At 55.2% G+C, this 18,789-nt stretch carries 9 protein-coding genes; 2 read left to right on the plus strand and 7 right to left on the minus strand.

Annotated elements, in window-relative coordinates:
* Positions 1-3: 3 nt before the first annotated feature.
* From D3A97_RS19040 to D3A97_RS19050, 3 genes are all read right to left on the minus strand, one after another.
* Positions 4-1,797, minus strand: a complete 1,794-nt coding sequence (locus tag D3A97_RS19040; protein ID WP_119080095.1) for a RagB/SusD family nutrient uptake outer membrane protein — start codon at positions 1,795-1,797, stop codon at positions 4-6.
* Positions 1,798-1,808: 11 nt separating this feature from the next.
* On the minus strand, positions 1,809-5,111 hold the full coding sequence (locus D3A97_RS19045; RefSeq protein WP_119080096.1) for a SusC/RagA family TonB-linked outer membrane protein: 3,303 nt from the start codon (positions 5,109-5,111) through the stop codon (positions 1,809-1,811).
* Between the two features lie 499 nt (positions 5,112-5,610).
* The gene (locus D3A97_RS19050; RefSeq protein ID WP_157986628.1) at positions 5,611-8,055 is read right to left on the minus strand and encodes a mechanosensitive ion channel domain-containing protein; all 2,445 of its coding nucleotides are present in this window, start codon (positions 8,053-8,055) and stop codon (positions 5,611-5,613) included.
* A 366-nt stretch (positions 8,056-8,421) separates the two neighbouring features.
* Here D3A97_RS19050 and D3A97_RS19055 point away from each other — a divergent pair, with 366 nt between their 5' ends.
* The gene (locus tag D3A97_RS19055) at positions 8,422-9,639 is read left to right on the plus strand and encodes an amidohydrolase family protein (RefSeq protein ID WP_157986629.1); all 1,218 of its coding nucleotides are present in this window, start codon (positions 8,422-8,424) and stop codon (positions 9,637-9,639) included.
* 175 nt (positions 9,640-9,814) lie between these two features.
* The gene (locus D3A97_RS19060; RefSeq protein WP_119080099.1) at positions 9,815-11,092 is read left to right on the plus strand and encodes a TCR/Tet family MFS transporter; all 1,278 of its coding nucleotides are present in this window, start codon (positions 9,815-9,817) and stop codon (positions 11,090-11,092) included.
* 93 nt (positions 11,093-11,185) lie between these two features.
* Here the strand turns inward: D3A97_RS19060 and D3A97_RS19065 are convergent, their stop codons facing one another.
* Genes D3A97_RS19065 through D3A97_RS19080 form a run of 4 tightly spaced genes read right to left on the minus strand, consistent with a single transcriptional unit; the run spans position 11,186 to position 18,718 of the window.
* Positions 11,186-12,730 (minus strand): sulfatase, encoded by a 1,545-nt coding sequence (locus D3A97_RS19065; protein ID WP_119080100.1) that lies wholly within the window; start codon positions 12,728-12,730, stop codon positions 11,186-11,188.
* Between the two features lie 8 nt (positions 12,731-12,738).
* Positions 12,739-14,196 (minus strand): alpha-L-fucosidase, encoded by a 1,458-nt coding sequence (locus D3A97_RS19070; RefSeq protein ID WP_198674072.1) that lies wholly within the window; start codon positions 14,194-14,196, stop codon positions 12,739-12,741.
* Entirely contained in the window at positions 14,177-15,628 is a 1,452-nt protein-coding gene (locus D3A97_RS19075) for a RagB/SusD family nutrient uptake outer membrane protein (RefSeq protein ID WP_119080102.1), read from the minus strand. The genes D3A97_RS19070 and D3A97_RS19075 overlap by 20 nt, the downstream gene beginning before the upstream one ends.
* Before the next feature lie 24 nt (positions 15,629-15,652).
* Positions 15,653-18,718: a SusC/RagA family TonB-linked outer membrane protein gene (locus D3A97_RS19080; RefSeq protein ID WP_157986630.1), complete on the minus strand. Its 3,066-nt coding sequence runs from the start codon at positions 18,716-18,718 to the stop codon at positions 15,653-15,655.
* Between the last annotated feature and the right edge of the window lie 71 nt (positions 18,719-18,789).

Raw genomic sequence — 18,789 nt, forward strand, 5'->3', positions numbered from 1 at the left:
AGATTACCAGCCCGGATTCTGGGGGAAGCCTTCATAAAGATTGATGAATTTCACCTGCAGGGGCAGCCAGTTATGTTTCCTGGTAGCCACCCTTCTGATGATCAGCCTTTCCTGTATGTTGACGGGCTTGCCATCCTGACCGCGGTCAAAGTCAATAGCGGTCTTGTCCAGGTAGCGTGTGTCCCAGTTGCGGTTCCAGCGGCGGAGGTCAAGGAAGCGGGCACCTTCAAATGCCAGTTCTACCGCGCGCTCACGCACAATTTCCTCGAAGAAGACTGCCGCACTGGCCGTAAACTTCGCGTCGAGGTCGGGCAGCTGTGCCCTGTTGCGGATCACGTTCACCGCACCGGCTGCCGTAAGGCTGTAATTGCCGGAAGTGCTCTGGGGCGTGCCGCCGTTTTGGGCGTACAGCACGGCTTCCGCATACATCAGGTAAATATCCGCCAGGCGCAGGTAAGGTACGTACGCCTGCAGGCCGTTGGCTTTGGAAATGGAAAAGCTGGCATCCATGGGAGAATACCTTTTTGCATAATACCCCGTTATGCTGGGCGGGTTGATCTGTGAGCGGTGGTAGCCGCCATTGTACAACTTTGCCGTAGCGTCTTCGCAATTGCAGCTGAATATTTTATCTCCGTCTACCACAATGTCTTTATAGAAACGCGGTTCACGGCCGGTCCAGGGATCGTTGGGGTTATAACCGGAGGCCGGGTCTGTGATGGGCAAACCGTTTGCCATGGCATAATTCTTTGTGAAGTTATGCGTGGGTACATCTGCGGAAGAACCACTGTTGAGGCCCATTGAAGATGGCACGGTAGCGCCTACGGTAGACCATCTAACACGGCTCCTATCATAAATGGTAGGCGCCATGATCACTTCCGTACCGCCGGGACGTTCATTGTTCCAGCGCCAGAAGTTGTCCGTCCAGGTGCTCCATGACTGCAGCTTGTACTTGCCGTTCTGGTCTGCCAGGGTCAGCAATTCTCCAAACGCGTCTGCCGCCTGCTGACATAATTCGGGATCAAAGGCATTGCTGCCGGTGGCTTCCTGGTTGACCATGGGGCTGCCTGCAAACAGCAGGGCTTTGCCGAGGTAACCGAGCGCAAAATATTTATTGATCCTGGTGCGGTTCTGGCCCAGCGTGGGTTGGCCGGTGGGCACGTCATCCCAATCAGCCGGCAGCAGGTCTGCCGCTTCGCGGAAGTCTTTGGCCATCATTTTGGCCGTTTCCTGAAAGTTGAGACGAGTAAACTCTTCTGTGATCAGGCTTTCCGTAGGGCTCAGCACGCGGGTGATATACGGCATGCCGCCCCAGTATTGGGAAATCTGGAAATAAAACCAGCCCCTGAAGAAAAGGGCTTGCCCCTTGAGTATCTTTTTCTCCTCTTCCGTACCCTGGAAAAGGCCTTCCTCTTCTATTTTCTCAAGGGCCTGGTTAGCTTTCGCAATAGCGTACCACGCATATTCCCAGATCCTTTTGGTACGGGAGTTATTATCCGTGGTATTTACACCCTGGCCGTAAAACAGGCCTTCCGCGCCCCAGTAGTTACCATTGTCAAAATTGTATGGCGAGTTATTGAGCGTTTCATCTGCAAAGAGGTAAGTATTCCATGCACCACCTTTATTAGGGTCCATGATGCAGTTGTACATTTCCTCCACAAAGCCCTGGAAACTGATAAAGTTGCCAAACACTTGTCTTTCGTTGATATCCGCTTCCGGCGATTTGTCCAGGTACTTTTCACAAGAGCTGGAAAACAGAATGGCCGTAAAAAAAACGAGATAAAATTTTATGCGCTTCATGTTCCGTTTTTTTAAAAGTTGAGTTCAATGCCCATGTTGATCCTTTTCACCGTGGGATAGGCGCCTTCTGTAGCGCTGCCGCCGGAGTAGGTGCCCTGGCGGTCATCCGGGAGATTTGACCAGAAAAACAGGTTATTGGCGTTGACGAAAAGCCGCATACCATTAATACCCGCACGTTTGATCCATGGGTACCGGCTATTGAAATCATATCCCACCTCTATTGTTCTGAGACGGATGTAAGAGGCGTCATACAGGTAATAGTCGCCAATGTTCTCTCCCTGTGTTCTCCAGCGGGGCAGGAATACATCTGAACCGGCATTGTTCTTGGACCAGTAGTTGCCATCTCCGTACAGGATGTTGGTGAAATTCTGGAAGTTGGGAAAATTGATAATGCGGTTGGCATTGTTCACGCCGTATAACATCACCAGGAAGCTGAGGTCTTTAAAGTTGAAGCCCAGCGTTAACGTAGCGGAGTTTTGGGGCACTTCAGAATAGCCTACCGGCACCACATCGTCACTGCTCTTGATGACACCGTCCGCATTCATGTCTACGAGGTCGTAGTACCCCGGCAGCTTTTGCTGGTCGTTATTTTCCGTGGGCACGCTGGCATACACGTCATCCCAGTTCTGGTATATCTTCGTTTTTACCAGGCTGCGCTGCTGGCCAATGGGATAGCCGGCGGCCTTCAGGTAGTTGTACTGCAGCGGTGGGTCGTCTCGGAATATAACGGTATTCTGGTTGTGCGTTACCGCAATGTTTGACCATACGCTCCAGTCTTTATTCAACTCCTTGTTCACACGCACTTCCAGCTCAAACCCTTTTGACTTTACTTGTCCCAGGTTAGCGCTGGGCGGCGTCAGGCCGAAGAAGGGAGGCACGGCGCGGGAGCTGCCGCCCAGGAGGATGTCTGTTCTGTTTTGCGTATAATAGTCAAAATTAATGGACACCAATTGACGGAAGATATCCAGCTCAAGGCCGTAGTTGGTTTTCTGTGCGGTTTCCCAGTGAATGTCCGGGTTGCCCACCACGTTCTGCCGGTAAATATCGTACGGGCTCTGGCCATTGGTAGCTTCCGTAAGGCGTGACCTGCCGCCGCGGGCGTAAGAAGAGTTGTATAACCATCTGCCGCCGCTCACGTCGTCATTGCCTATTTGGCCTGTGTTGGCACGGAGCTTCAGCTTGTCTACCCATTTTACGTTAAAGAATTTTTCGTTAGACACATACCAGCCAATGGCCGCGGAGGGAAAGAAATGGAAACGGTAGTTGGGGCCGAACTGTTCGGAACCGTTGTACGCGCCGTTGCCTTCCAGGATGTAACGCCCCTTGTAGTTATAGGTGGCGCGGAAAGCCCAGTCTTCCCGGTAATTCTTGAACATGCTGCCCCGGGCGTACTCTTCACGTTTAAAGAGCGCCATGGCCGTTACATCATGCTGCCCGAATTTGCGGGCATAGTTCAATTGCCCCTGGTAAGTGAGGCGGCGGTCAATGGGAATGTAGCCAGACCAGTTGGCGTTGGTAATATCCTCCTGCCGGATAGTCCAGGGCTGCAGTACCCAGTCATACTCCTCATCGCTGACAGGCAGCAGCACCGTATATTCGGAAGGGTCCTGTCCGGGGCCTTCATACTTCAGGGGATATATCTGCTGAAAAGGCACATTGGTCCTGGCCTCCGCCGGGCGGATGGAGTTTTGAATATCATAAATACCACCTTCGGAGCGGATGTTGTTATCTGAAGAAAGCAATACCCTGGCGGTAAGGCCTTTTGTGATGAAATCCAGTTTCTGATCTATGGTAAAGTCAGACAGCAACTGCGTGGTGCGTGTTTCGCGTATACCAATATTATATATCGCTGCAATGGGGTTCACCGTGTTGTTGCCCCCTTCGGAGTAGGCGCCCCAGCGGCCGTTGGAATACATGGGCAGGAACAGGTCTGGCGCCAGGCCGTAAGTGGCGCGCCACATCCAGGCGTCTGCGCGGCCGGTACTGCCTTCGTTGTTGAAGTTGGTGTTCTTCTGGCTGTAGAAGCCAGAAAGGCCCAGCCGGAAGGTGGTGGTTTTAGTAAGGTTAATGTCTATGTTGCTACGAAAGTTGAAACGGTCAAAATTGTAGTTGGGTTTATAACCCTTGCCGTTGTCATAACGCCTGAACATGTCTCCCTCATGCAGATAGGTCAGGGAGCCGAAGTACTGCACGGTTTTGCTACCGCCGCTGGCGCTGAGGGTGGCTTTGTGAGACATGCCCACGTCCTTGTACATGGCGTCCTGCCAGTCAACGTTGGCATAGATCTCCGCATATTCAGGCGATTGCGGTTGCTGGTACCGCTTCACGATCTCGTAAGGCATGTAGTCGTTCCAGGAAGACTCGTTCAGCACGCCTTCCCGCTCAATGATCTCGTTGCGCGCGTTGAGGGCAGCATAGGAATCTAGCGTAGCCGGCTGTTTGGACAGCATTTTGGCTGTTGCGAGATAGTTGAAGTTCAGCGTGGTCTTCCCTGCCTTCCCGCGTTTGGTGGTAATGAGAATTACGCCGTTAGCGCCTTCCACACCAAACACTGCGGTGGCGGAAGCGTCTTTCAGCACGGAAATGGTGGCCACGTCGTTTGCATCAATATCGTTCATGTTACGTTTGATACCGTCTACCAGCACCAGCGGCTGCGCGCCGTTCCAGGTACTTTGGCCGCGAATGTACAGGTTCACGGCGCTTTCGCCGGCCAGGATGCCGCCCGGCTCACCGGAAGAGATGATGCCCACCAGGCCCGGTACCTGGCCAATCAATGCTTCGCGCAGGTCAGGCACGTTACCCGTGCGTTTCAGTTCTTTGTTGGATACCTGTGAAATGGCGCCTACCACGCTTTCCTTTTTCTGGGTACCGTACCCTACGGCCACCACTTCGCTCAGTTGCGTGCTGCTGGCGGCCAGCGATACTTTGAGGCTGGCCTGCCTGCCCACCACTACTTCTTTGGTGACCATGCCTATGAAAGAAAACACCAGGGTGGCGTTGTCTGGCACGTTGATGGCAAACTGGCCGTCTGCCAGTGTTTGGGTACCCGTGGTAGTACCTTTAACGTGTACGCTTACACCGGGGATAGGCGCCCCGGCCTCATCGGTTACCGTACCGGTAATGCGGCGCTGCTGCTGCGGCGCCGCCTGGAACAGTTCATTGGTAATGGCGGGCGGCAGGCCGGAAAGTGTATGCCGCCCTTCGGGACTGGCGGCGCTTACACCTACGTCTGCCGGTGTACTCCCGGCAACAGCGGATGACTGCGCCAGTACAAGGAACAGGGCTGCGCCTGCAAGACGTGTAGAATATAACATGGAATTTAAATTTTCTGTGAGCTTATTTGGTTGATAGCATTATCTGAAGCAAGTGGGATTGACCTGTAAACGTGCCGGACATCGTATTGCCTTCAGGAAAGTATTCTCTGTACGCGGCGGACTACCTCTTGATATAGCGCCGTGAGCGCTACATAGGAGCAGGAACTTCGTGGAAATGTTCATGACCATAGGTTAAATAGTTTCATTATCGCGCAAACGTTTGCATAATTTGTGACATGCAAACGTTTGCAGCACAGGGAAAATAAATTTGATCAGGGTGTAATTTCAAACACACATTAACTTGCTAAAACGTGAATCGCAACATTGTTAAAGACTTGTTCTTTCTCATGTACAGCTTCGTTTGGTTGCCCGAAGCCTTTTTTTCCAGCGATTTTGGTTCTTATGCCCTTGAAAAATTGCAAACGATTGTAATCTGCGGTAAAGATTCGATAATTATCTTGGATTATTAAATACTATTTTGACATAAACTGATGTTATTTTAATCATTACTGGGGCGTATTTTACCCGTAATAACGTGTATATCCCGCTGCGGAAAGGGTATGGTGATCCCTTCCAGCCGGAAGGCCTCATCAATAGATGAAATGACCTCGCTCCGTATTTGCAGGTATTCCCGTACATGCCCCACCCAGAAATAGAGATCAAAATCAATGGAGCTGTCCCCGAACGCCTTGACAGATACTACAGGCTCCGGCAAACGGAGCACCCTTTCATTATCGTGCAGCACTGCTTCCAGTATTTCTTTCACCTTTCTGAGGTGGCTGCCGTAGGCTACCCCTATCACCAGGTTCACCCGTTTGCGGTTCTGGCCCATTGTCCAGTTAATGAGATGCTGGCTCAACAGGTCCCCGTTGGGGATGATGAGGCTCGGCCCGTCTATCAGCGCCACCACGCTGCTGCGGAACCCGATGGCCTTCATGGTGCCCCGCATGCCGTTCACTTCAATAATATCTCCCACGTTCACCGGTTTCTCAAAGGCAATGATCAGCCCGCTGACCAGGTTGCTCACCAGGCCCTGCAGACCTAGGCCAATGCCGATGCCGAGGGCGCCCAGGGCAATGGCCATTTTGTCTAGCGGGATGCCCGCGGCCGCAAAGGCCAGGAAAAGCCCCAGCGCCAATACAAAAATGCGGATCAGCAGCAGCCAGCTGCCTACGCCGGGGCGGCGGGCCTGCTTGTCTTTGGCATGCTGGTCTCCCCGCTCCCCGGCAAAAAAGGAAATGATCTGCGAGAGCAGGGCAGACACCACTATGACCAGTATAAATATGAGCAGGCTGCTGATGGTGAACGTATAGCTGCCTAACGTCCGCTCTGCATGCAGAAAGTCCGCCACCGGCGCAACGGCTTCCTGCAGGGCGTAAAAGTTGCGGCCGATGAGTACGAACCAGCCCACCACCAGGAACACGTAAAAGAAGCCGGGGGCCTTTTCCCCGATGCGCTCAAAATCCAGGTAAAAGAACTTCCGTTCAGGATGTTTGTAGATGGCGGCAATAGTGCTCAGCCCTTCGTTGATGAACCGGATGGTCCACAGGAACAGGATGGCTATTACCAGCCCGGCAAAACCGGTCACGAATATAGTCTTTGCCAGGTTATAACGGCCCGCCACGTTGAACAGCAGCGCACACGCCTCCATCACGACCAGGAAGGAAATGAAGTACAGGATGCGTTTTTCCCGCACCTGCGCCCGCCATCGCAGCCGCAGCACGTAGGCGCCATATGCCAGGCTGGCGGCGGAGAGCAGCAGCATCCACCAGCGCTCCTGCCTGGAAGCCGGCAATATCATATTGGTGACGCTTGACAGTATAAAGAAGGTTATGGCGATGATCCAGAACCACATCCAGAAAGGCGTGATGTAGCCATGAAAGATAAAAGCCAGGCATATGGCGCCCGTCAGCCACAGGCCGCAACTAAAAATATAGGGAGGCTGCAGGAAAATGAACTGGAAAATGCTGGGTACGATCACAATAGCGGACAGCAGCGGGTAGCGCAACACCAGCCTGCTCGGCTGCTCCGGGCTGTTAGTCCCTTCCACCTGCCACTTTTTTTTCAGTGAATGCAGGAAGTACCAGGCCGCCAGCGTGAGCAGCAGCAACACCAGCAGGCGCCCGCCCGCATCGCGCACATAGTAGGCCCAGGCCAGCTTTTCCTTGGCGTAAGACAACGCGAGTATTTTGCCCGGCGGCAGGTCAGGGGAAGGAGGCTGCCAGAGGTAAGGATATTCCTGCTCAAAAGTGCGGGCCACTTGTGCCATGCGCAGCTGCTCCACGTCTTCGCGGGTGGAACGGATGGTGAACACCATCAGGTCCGCCTCCGTCTGCAAACGCTGCAGGGCGGTAACGGAGCGGCGCAACGCGGTATCTGCCGGGCCCAGCTCTTTGGCCACCACGGCCATTTTCTGTATGTAACGCGCGGTGTGCAGGGAATCGAACGGGAAAGTGTACAGGCTGGAATCCGCGGAGAGCGAATCTATCCGGTCTACAAACCCTATCAACGTATGCAGGCGCCGTTCCAGCGCCTCCCTTTTCTCCGTTACCTCTTCCAGCAGCTCGTCCAGTACGGAAGCGGTTACCGTGAGGTGGCGCGCGGCATGCTGGGGCGCCCCGTGAAAAATGCCTTCGCGCAGCAATGTTAGCTGCTGCTGCGCCAATACCAGGTCTGCCTTCAGGCGGGCAGTATCCAGCCCTTTACGCAGAAATATCCGGGCGCGCCCGCTGGTTTGCCGCAGCTCCTGCAGCAGCTGCTCCTGCCGGATGCCGATGCGCCCGTTGCGGAACTTTTCCACGCTGCGGGCCGCTTCTTCCTTCCCGAAGTCCCGTACAAAGTGCATGAAGCCCGGCTTAGGGGCGGCGGGGTCCTGCGCCCGCGCCAGTGTACACAGGCAAAGCAGGAAGAGGCTGTAACGAATGGCGCGGTATGTGAATTGCATCCGGGAACGTTTGTTTGAATGGGAACAACGCATGCCCCGGGGGCATGCACAGGATACTTTTTTCAATCATCCGATTGAGGTTAAAACAAATATAGGAAAATCTTTTCCGCCATGTTACAGCCGGCACGTTTAAAACGGCCGCCCCAAAATAACCATGAGGCAGCCGTGAACATGCTGCAGCCGGTAAATTCCGTATTGTTTTCCCGTGTACCTGGCAGCGCGCGCTGCCGCCTACTTATTACTAAAATCTAAAAATTTGACCATACCGTTCCGGTTGCCTATTTTTGAAAAGATCCTTCACAGACACACCGTTCACCAGAATAGCTGAACCCTATGAAGCGGCCCTTAGTTGCATTTATTCTTTTATTGGTCCTGAAGCAGGGGCTGGCGCAAAACCGGCAACTCGTTTTGCAGCACGTCCGGGTGATTAACGTGCTGAACGGGGGCCTTTCCGGGGAAGTGACCGTCACCATTTCCGGCAACCGCATTACCGGTATCAGCAAAACGGCCCGTCCCCTTCCCGGCGCAACGGTGATGGATGCAAAGGGGAAGTACCTCATTCCCGGGCTGTGGGACATGCACGTACATCTTTCCTATTACGGCGCCGGCGCGCTGCCCATGCTTGTTGCAAACGGCATAACCGGCGTACGGGACATGGGCGGAGACCTTGGCCAGATCGATCAATGGCGGGCTGCCATAGCCGCCGGTACGCTCTCCGGGCCGCGTATCAAAAGGGCCGGGCCATTTATAGATGGGCCCAAGAGCATGAACGCCCTTCGCGCATCGTTCACCTGCACCCCGGCAGATGAAGCGGCCGTTCGCCTGCTGGTTGATTCTCTGCAGCATGCGGGCGCAGACTTCCTGAAAGTACATAGCAGGCTCCCCCATGCTCTTTTCCTCGCATTAGTTGACCAGGCGCGCAAACAGCATATACCGGTGGCCGTTCACCTTCCCAGAGATGTACCACCGCAGGAGGCGGTCCTCACCGGGATAAGGAGCATTGAACACACCGAATCGCTGCTTGGGGATGTCATATACAACGAAGAAGAGGCGGCCAGGGAACAGCATACCGCCGCCGCGTTAAAAAAGCTCTACGGCGGGTATGCCCGGCAACTGGCAATCTCCATGGCCGCCAAGCAGATATTTTATGACCCTACCTTAATTTCCCTTTACCGGCTAAGGGGAACGGCTTATGAAGAAACGCTGGGCCCGCGTTTGCTGCCGGTGGTAACGGCATTGCACCAGGCCGGGGTGAAACTGTTAACCGGCTCGGACTTTGCCTGGAAAGAAGCCGGTATCCGGCCGGGATATGACCTCCATGGCGAGCTGGCCCTGTTCTGTAAAGCAGGCCTCTCCCCCCTTGAAGCGCTTCAGGCTGCCACCATCCACCCGGCGGAATGCCTGTATATGACAGATTCCGTGGGCGTAGTGGAAGAAGGAAAGATAGCAGACCTTGTTATACTGAACGCCAACCCGTTGAAAGATATCCGGCATACGAAAAACATTTACGCCGTTATCCTGAACGGCCGGTACCTGGGCCGGGATACCTTGCATGCCATGCTTGGGAAAGCGGGGGGTGAATAAGTGTTTCTTTTTTCTCTTTCCAACTGCTGACATAAGGCTGTCACTTTCCCGTTCCATCTTTGCACGGTTGAACGGGAACGAAGGAAGCATGGCCGCAATCCCCCCGTAGATTGTCGTTTTCACGCCCGTTGAGAAAGGGAAATTGACCGTAAGTTTGAACCTGTAAATACACTATATGCAACCGAACAAAAAAGGAGCCCTGGGCTTTATTTTCGTAACACTATTAATTGACGTAATGGGCTGGGGCCTCATCATCCCGGTGATGGCGGACCTGATCGCGCAGCTGAAAGGCATCCCGGTCAATGAGGCCAGTACCTACGGCGGCATCCTGCTGTCCGTTTTTGCCATCATGCAGTTTGCCTGCGCCCCGCTGGTGGGCAACCTGAGCGACCGTTTCGGCCGCCGCCCCATTCTCCTGCTGTCTTTGCTGGGCTTCGGCATAGACTACATCATCCTGGCCCTGGCGCCTACCTACGGGTGGCTGTTTGCCGGGCGCATTGTTGCCGGCATTACCGGTGCCAGCTTCACCACGGCTTCCGCGTACATTGCAGACGTAAGTCCTGATGAAACCTCCCGTGCCAAGAACTTTGGCCTGATAGGCGCGGCCTTTGGGCTGGGTTTTGTGCTGGGGCCCGCGCTGGGCGGCCTGCTGGCTACCTGGGGCATCCGGGCGCCGTTTTACGCGGCGGCGGCGCTTTGCCTGATCAACTGCCTGTACGGGTACTTCCTGCTGCCAGAATCTCTCAGCAAGGAAAACCGCCGGCCGTTTGAATGGAAACGCGCCAACCCCCTCGGTTCCCTGCAGTTCCTCAGCCGCCATCCTGAAATTGCGGGCCTGGCCGCCAGCTTTTTCCTCATCTACCTGGGCGCCCAGGCGGTACAGGGTAACTGGAACTTCTATACCATTTACCGGTTCAACTGGAGCGAGGGCATGGTGGGGATTTCCCTGGCCGTGGTAGGCGTGCTGGTAGGCGCAGTGCAAGGCGGGCTTACCCGTGTGGTGGTGCCTAAACTGGGGAACGAAAAAAGCATTTACATCGGGCTGGGGCTGTATGCGCTGGGCATGCTCCTGTTTGCCTTTGCCACGGAAAGCTGGATGATGTTCGCCTTCCTGGTGCCTTACTGCCTGGGCGGCATCTGCGGCCCTTCCCTGCAGTCTGTCATCTCCGTGCATGTACCGCCCAACCAGCAGGGTGAGCTGCAGGGCGCGCTCACCAGCCTCATGAGCCTCACCACTATTTTCGGCCCGCTCATCATGAACGGCTCTTTTGCCTACTTCACTTCTGCGCGGGCGCCGTTCCACTTCCCGGGCATTCACTTTGTACTGGGCACGGTGTGCATGGTACTGAGCATTGTTATTATCAACCGCGTGTTCAACCGGGAGAAAAAGGATCAGCCAGACCTCGCGGAAATGATCAAGAGCGCGGGCGTGGGCGATGTTCCGGCGCACTGATACCATCATTTGCCGGATGGGAATAACTGCCTCTCTCCCTTAAAAAGTAAAAGCACCCGGCCCGGGTGCTTTTACTTTTCATTATGATCAAGACTACCTGTTGATTTGCGCCACCGCATCGGGATAGGGAATTGTTTTACCCGTGCTGATGTAGGTGGGCAACTGCGCGTTATATGCTTTTAGCCGCGCGGTAAGCAGGCGAGCCAGCTCTTTTGTTTTGCCCGGCTCTTTGGCGGCGAGGTCATGCTCTTCCTTGATGTCACTGTCCAGGTCATACAATTCCAGCCGCTGGTTCTTGTGAAAGTAAATGAGCTTCCACTTGCCCTGGCGCACGGCCGTGAGAAAGGAATTGTCTTCTCCCAGGTTGCCGCCGGCCCAGTTGTTGGGATAGTTCCAGACCAACGTGCGCTGGTTGTCCCGCAACTGGTTATTGCGCAGGTTCTTAACAAAGCTCATGCCGTCCACCGTTTGTACGGTTTTATATTTTTTCACGCCGGCCATTTCAAGAATGGTGGGATAAAAGTCCTCCATGATCACGTACTGGCTGTTTACACTGCCGGGCGTAGTAACCCCGTTCCACCGCACCATCATGGGCTCCCGGATGCCGCCTTCATACAAAGACCCCTTGCCGCCTTTCAGCGGGTAGTTCTGCGTATTGTGGCCGCCCTGGCGGGGCGGGTGGGAGTAGCCGCCGTTGTCTGACATGAAAATGAGGATAGTGTTGTCCGTGAGGTGGTTGGCATCGAGATAGTCCATGATGTCTCCCAGGCTTTTGTCCATCCCCTCCAGCAACGCCGCGTAGGCGGCTTCCGGGCGGGGCAGCCCCTGGTCCAGGTATTTTTGCAGGAAGCGCGGGTCTTCGTGGAAAGGCAGGTGTACGGCGTAATGACCCATGTACAGGAAGAAGGGCTGCTGTTGGATGCGGGCGGTGTCCATAGCCAGCATGGCCTCTTTTGTCAACGCTTCAGACAGGAAAATGTTCTGCCCGTAATATTTCTGCATGCCCGGCATGTCTGCCTGTATGATGTACTTCTCCGGATTGTAGCCAAAGTTCTTTTCCCCGAAATAGGAAGCGGGATGACCGGCGGCGCTGCCTGCTATGTTCTTTGTAAAACCCAGGTTCAGCGGGTCTTTCCCGATACTGCCGTAAGTACCGAAGTGCGCTTTGCCGCACATGATGGTGTAATATCCGTTATCTTTCAATACCTGCGGTAACGGGGTGGCGTACACGCTCCGCTCCTGCTTCGGGTCTGGCGAAACACCGTTGAGGTTCCAGGCGGGCGGCGCCAGCAGCGTGTCTTTTGCGTCTGTGCTGGTGTTCCACCGGCTCGTCCAGTTGGTAACACGATGATGGGCGGCGTTCATGCCGGAAATAAAGCTCACGCGGGAAGGGGTGCATACCGAAGTAGCGTACGCGTTCGTGAACTTCATGCCGGCTTTGGCCAGCCGTTGCATGTTGGGTGTACGGAACTTGCCGTTGGCAGTGGTCACACTGTCCCAGAAGGGCTCTGAGGTATCCTGCCAGCCCATATCGTCCACGATGAAGAAGATGATGTTGGGTCTGGGCTTGTTTTGCTGCGCCATGGCGGCTGCGCCGCAAAAGAGCAGAGCGGTCGTTATTTTCAGGAAGTTGTTCATACGTCCATTCATTGGTTTATATAATACGTTTGAAATGCGCGGATGTGCGGCTCCCCGCGGGCCGCTGTTACCCGCAGCCTTACCGCCCCGGCGCTGACCGCCGGGAATGAAGCAATGTGCTTGTTGCCCACGGCCGTTCCGCTGTATACCTGTTGCCAGCGGCCGGCGCTCTTCACTTCCACAACGAAAGACAAAATACGTTCTCCCAGGGAAATATCCTCACTAATCATTACCTGATTAATATTACGGGCGGGCCGGACGGGTGTTTCGAGCATGTTGCCGTTGCCCCGCAGGGCGGTAACCGGATGGGCGTAGCGCGCTTTTACCGCGTCGCCAAATTCCCGCAGGCGGCGGGCATCTGCTTCCGGCACCAGGCCGGCCGTATCTGGCGTAACACCGAGTATGAGGGTAGAATTGCGGCCCACGCCCTGCTCATACATGGCAAGCAGCTTGTTCAGCGGGTAAATGCTGTGCTCGTCTTCCGGCTCCCAGAACCATTCGTGACGGCCGTTGTAACCGCGGAGCGGGGCGTCAGACATGGCCGGCATCCAATACGCACCATCTTTATCTCCATGCCTGGCCAGCTCAAAGCCACGCTCCGCAATGCGGGGGTAACGGCTGGTGAGCATACTGGGATAAGGAAAGGCAGACCAGCAGGGATACCCCACCGTGCCGGTTTCGGAACCGCCCCAGCGGGCATCCGAACGCTGACCGTTCCAGTAGAAGAGGGCGCCGGGCTGGTATCGCTCCACAATGGGCAATACATCCGGCGCGCCGTCCGCGGGGTCTGACGCACCGCCATCGAACCATATCTCGAAGAGCGGGCCGTAGCGGGTACACAATTCCCTGACCATACCTTCGCACATGCGGTTATAGTAAGCCTGGCGCGCGGTACGGAACCGGCCGGGATCTCCCTGCACTTTAAAATCATGCACGCCCATAAAAGCGTTCCAGCGGATGCCGATGTACAGCCCGGGCGCAATACCGAACTTGCGGCAGGAGGCCACAAAGTCCGCCACTATATCTCCCTTTCCGTCTTTCCATTTTACCGCCTTGAGGCAGAAGGGATTTACGTCAGACTGGTAAAGGGCAAAACCGGTTTCGTGCGTAACGGTCAGGATGGCAAAACGGGCGCCAGCATCTTTCGCCGCCTGTACCCACTGGTCCGTATTCAGGCGGGAGGGATGAAACACGTTATAGTCCGGCACCGGGGTAATGCGGTTACCGCCCTGCGTGTATTTTTTCCCGTCAAACACATGCAGGTCATAGTGGAATACCACGCCCAGCTCCGCCTGCTGCCAGGCCAGCTGTGCCGGAGAAGGCTTTGGCTGGGCTATTGCCGCCGCGGCCGGTATTATGACGGCTGACAGGCAGGTAATGATCTTGGTGAACAATGCCGTACAGCGGGGTGCAGGTTGCAGTGCGTCCGCCAGGCGGCCAATGAACTTACTGCACATATCCCTCATTCTGCTGCAGGTTTTTATTGGCCTCAATTTCCCTTTGCGGTATGGGGAACAGCACATGCCCTGGCTTGGCGCTCATCCCGCGCGCCTGCGCGCCGGAAATGAACTTGCCCATACGGATAAGGTCTTCCCTCCTTTTGCCTTCGCCCACAAACTCCCGGGCGCGTTCCGCCAGTATAAAATCCCGCAGCGCCTCTTTGGAACCGTAACCGCCCAGCGTAATAAGGCTGGCGCTGGCACGGCCGCGCACCTCATTCACCAGGTCTATGGCGGGCTGGGTGGGGCCGTTCAGCTCATTGAGGCTTTCCGCCAACGCCAACAGGATGTCTGCATAGCGGATATAGGGAATATCGTTACCCATGGCATCGGACTGGCCGGCGGGGTCTGGTACGTACTTGAAAGAGCGCGCGTTGTTCAATGCGGCGCCGGCCCCGTTCCGGTTCATCTGGATGGTAACCCCGCTGGTGTTGGTGTACTCCGTCAGTATCATTTTCAGCCGTTCATCTGCCGGCTCAAAGGAGTCTACAAAACTGGTATACAACCTGAACTGCGCGCCAAAGATGATCCAGTTAGGCAGGATGGGATATGCCGGCGGGAAAGTGTGCGCCATGGTAATATTGCCGTACCCGCTTTGGGCAATGCAGGGGTATGCGAAAATATACTCGTTGTTGTTTTCATTTTCTACCGCAAAGAGGCGGCTCACATCGTCAAACAGGTCGTATACTTTGAGGCCACGTATCTCTTCCGCCGCATCCGCGCAGGCCTGCCACATTTTTTTGTTCAGGTAAAACTTGCAGAGTACGCCCAGCGCCGCGCCTTTGGTGGCCTTGCCGCGAAGCGATTGTTTTACCGGCAGGGCCTCAGCGGCCGCTTTCAGCTCGTCTATGATGAACGTTGATATGGCTTCATCTGTTGCCCTGGCCGCGCCGGGATCTACATTTTCCGCGGTGGTGATCAGCGGCACGGGGCCAAAGAGGTTGTAGAGGTAAGCGTATGCCATAGCGCGTATGAACCGCGCCTCCGCCACCAGCACGTCCAGTTTTGCCGGCGGTATGGCGGTGGCGGCGTCTTTGTTATCCAGCAATACGTTGCTGTTGCGGATGGCACGGTAAGCCTTGCTCCAGGTAGTATTAAAAAAACCGTTGGTGGGGTTCCAGGCAAAGGTGATAAACTCTTTGGCCTGCGCTTCAAAACCGCCGCCGGTCTGAAGCATTACATCAGTACAAAATTCACCATAACAATACACATCGTTACGGTTATCGTACCCTCTTACCTGCAGTTCCGCATAAGCGCTGTTCAGCACCTTCTCAAAACCGTCTACAGAATTGGCGAACTGCGCCGGGTCGTATTCCGTATAGATATCTTCTTTCAGGAATTTGGTGCAGGCCGAGCACATCAGCAGCGCGGCCAGTATGACGGGAGTTATGATCTTCATGTGTTGACTTTTTTACGTGCCGGTTTAAAAATTGAGCTTCAGGCCCAGGCGGTATACTTTAGACAGCGGGTAACTGTTCTGCGCCACACGCGCTATCTGCCCGCCTCTCGAGTTAGCGTCAGGGTCATACCCCTTGTACCCGGTAATGGTGAACAGGTTATCTGCAGCCAGGTAGGCGGATATGCTTTTCAGCGTTCTATTTTCCAGCGGCAGCGTGTACCCCAGCGTAAGCGTTTTCAGGCGGATGAACGATACATTTTCTACAGTGTAGCTGTTCACGGAGTACTGACCGCCGTAAGTGGATGCATTGATACCAGACGGATAGCGCGCGCCAGGGTTTTGCGGCGTCCACCGGTCAAGGTAATATTCGGCCATGTGGTTCCGCTGGAAGTTGATGGGATAGATGGACTCTATCACGTTGGCATCCAGCGCAAATACATCGTGAACACCCAGCACCAGCGCATTCAGGGAAAAGTTCTTCCAGGTGAACGTATTGGTGAAGCCCCAGGTGTATTTGGGCAGGGAACTGCCCAGTACCACGCGGTCATCTGGCGTAATGGTCTTGCTGCCATCCTGGTCCTTAAAGCGCGGAGAACCTGCTTTAGCGCCCGGCTGGCCGGCGGCGGCGGCTTCCTGGTCTGTCTGGAATATGCCGTCTACTTCATACCCGTAGTAGGAGTATACGGGATACCCGGTTTGCACCAGCGCAAAATTGGGTACAAAGCTGAAGGAGCCGGTAAGCAACTGCGGGATAAAATCCGGCAGCTGCGTTACCTCGTTATGCAGGTAAGAAAAAGATACGCTGGTTTCCCAACTGAAGTTGCGGCCGGTGATGTTGCGGGTGTTCAGCTGGAAGTCTATCCCCTTGTTGCGCACATTGCCGAAGTTCACCACCTGCGAGGGGAAGCCGGTAAAGGCCGGTACGGGTTTGCTGAACAGCTGGTCCATCGAGTTCTTCATATAAAACTCGAGCGAGCCGGCAATGCGTTCACCAAAGAAACCGAAGTCTATGCCCGCGTTGTATTCTTCCGTGGTTTCCCAGCGGAGGTTTACGTTGGGCAAGCGCGCGGGCTGCACGCCCTGGTACAGGTTGTCTCCAAATACGGCGCGGCCGCCGGCCTCATACGTTTGCAGGGTGGCAAAGTTACCGATGGCCTGGTTGCCGATCTGCCCGTACCCTAACCGCACCTTCAGGTTAGACACGGCCGTGGCCTGTTGCATGAAGGGCTCTTTATGAATATTCCAGCCCACGGCCACAGAGGGGAACAGGGCGTATTTATGCTGGTCCGAGAAGCGGGACGTACCGTCTGATCGGAAAGAAGCGGTGAGCAGGTACTTGTCGCGGAACTCATAGTTGAGGCGTGCCAGGTATGAGTGCAGTTTGTTGGAGTTGCGGCCACTGCTCACATTGTCTCCGCTGATACCGTCGCCGCTTTGCAGCAGGTGGGTATAAGTGATATCTGACAGGAACATGCGCGAGGCGGCCGTGGCAGACGAAGCGTCGAACCGTTCCGCCGTGGTGCCCACCAGCAGGGAGAAGTTGTGGTCTTTTACCTGCCGGTCATATTTGGCAAGGTATTCCATGAGCCAGTGCGTATCATCATTGTGCGTGATGGAACCGATGCCGCCGGCAGACTGGCCGTACTGCGTCATGCGGCTGTTATAATAATCGTTCCGGCTGTTCATCAGGTCCGCCCCTACCCTTGCTGTAAGGGTGAGCCCGTTCACCGGCCGGTAGTTGGCCGTCAGCATGCCGTAGGTGTTGTTGATCACGGCTTTCTGGGTAACACCGTAGATAATGGCCAGCGGGTTTTCCAGCGCTATCAGCGGGTTCTGCCGGTAGCGGCCGTTCTCGTCCAGCGAGGCGGATATGGTGGGATCAAAGTTCAATGCCGTATTGATGGCGCCTGCGTTCTCGTTAATGCCCGTCTGGTTGAACGGCTGGTTGTTCACCGAGCGGGACAGGTTGAGCGCCAGGGACACATCAAATTTATCAGAAGGCGCCAGCTCGTAGTTCACCCGGGCATTGTAGCGCTCATAGTCCGTATTTTTCAGGATGCCCTCCTGGTTCAAATAGTTGAGCCCTACGTAATACTTGTTGTTTTTGGCGCCGCCGCTGAAAGACACCTGGTGGCTTTGGGCAATGGCCGTCCGGAATATTTCATCCTGCCAGTCCGTTCCCTGCCCGATGGAATCTTTATAGCGCTGGGAGAACGGCTCCGGCTGCCCCTGCGCCGCAGACATTTCATTGAGCACCTGCATGTATTCCGGCGCGGTGAGCAGGCGCATCTTTTTAGCCAGCTGTTGAAAACCCACGTAGCCATCGTAGGTAATGTTCATCTGGCCGGACGTTCCTCTCTTGGTGGTGATCAGCACTACGCCGTTGGCCGCGCGGGAGCCGTAGATGGCGGCGGCGCTGGCGTCTTTCAGCACCTGTATGGAAGCAATATCGTCCTGGCTGATAGAAGCCGGATCAACGCCCGGCAAACCGTCTACCACCACCAGTACGGCATTGCTGCTGTTGATGGAGCCCGCCCCTCTCACACGGATGTTGACCCCGCCGCCTGGTGCGGAGCTTGACTGGCTCACATATACACCGGCCGCTTTGCCGTTCACTGCTTGCAGTGCGTTATTGTTCACGCCCTGCGTCAGTTCCTTTTCCCCAATGGTGGCTACGGAGCCGGTGAGGTCGCTTTTGCGGCGGGTGCCGTAGCCAACAACTATCACCTCGTTCAGCGAAGCCAGGCTGGTTCTCATTTTCACGATGATGGAAGTAGACTCGCTGGCCTTCAGCGTATAACCGGAAAGCGTCTGCGTCTCATACCCCATCATGCTCACGGTGAAGGAATACGTGCCGTCTACCGGCAGGCGCGGAAATACGAATACGCCGGCAGAATCTGTTTGCGCACCGGAAGTAAGACTGGTTACGCTGTTTTTGGCGAGCACATTCACAAAAGGCATGGCCTTGCCGGCCTCGTCTCTCACTACCCCCTTCACGCGCCCTGTTTGGGCCTGGGCCACCTGGAAGAGGCCAAGCAGTAGCAATGCGGCCATCAGTAGTTTGGTTGATAAAAATTTCCTCCTTTTCATGGAACGGATTTTACGGTAAAAAATGGACATAGCTATCCCTGAACGCCAGTATGCGTTCCAATAAAGAGTAG

Source organism: Chitinophaga alhagiae (assembly GCF_003568665.1).
Taxonomy (GTDB): Bacteria; Bacteroidota; Bacteroidia; order Chitinophagales; family Chitinophagaceae; genus Chitinophaga; species Chitinophaga alhagiae.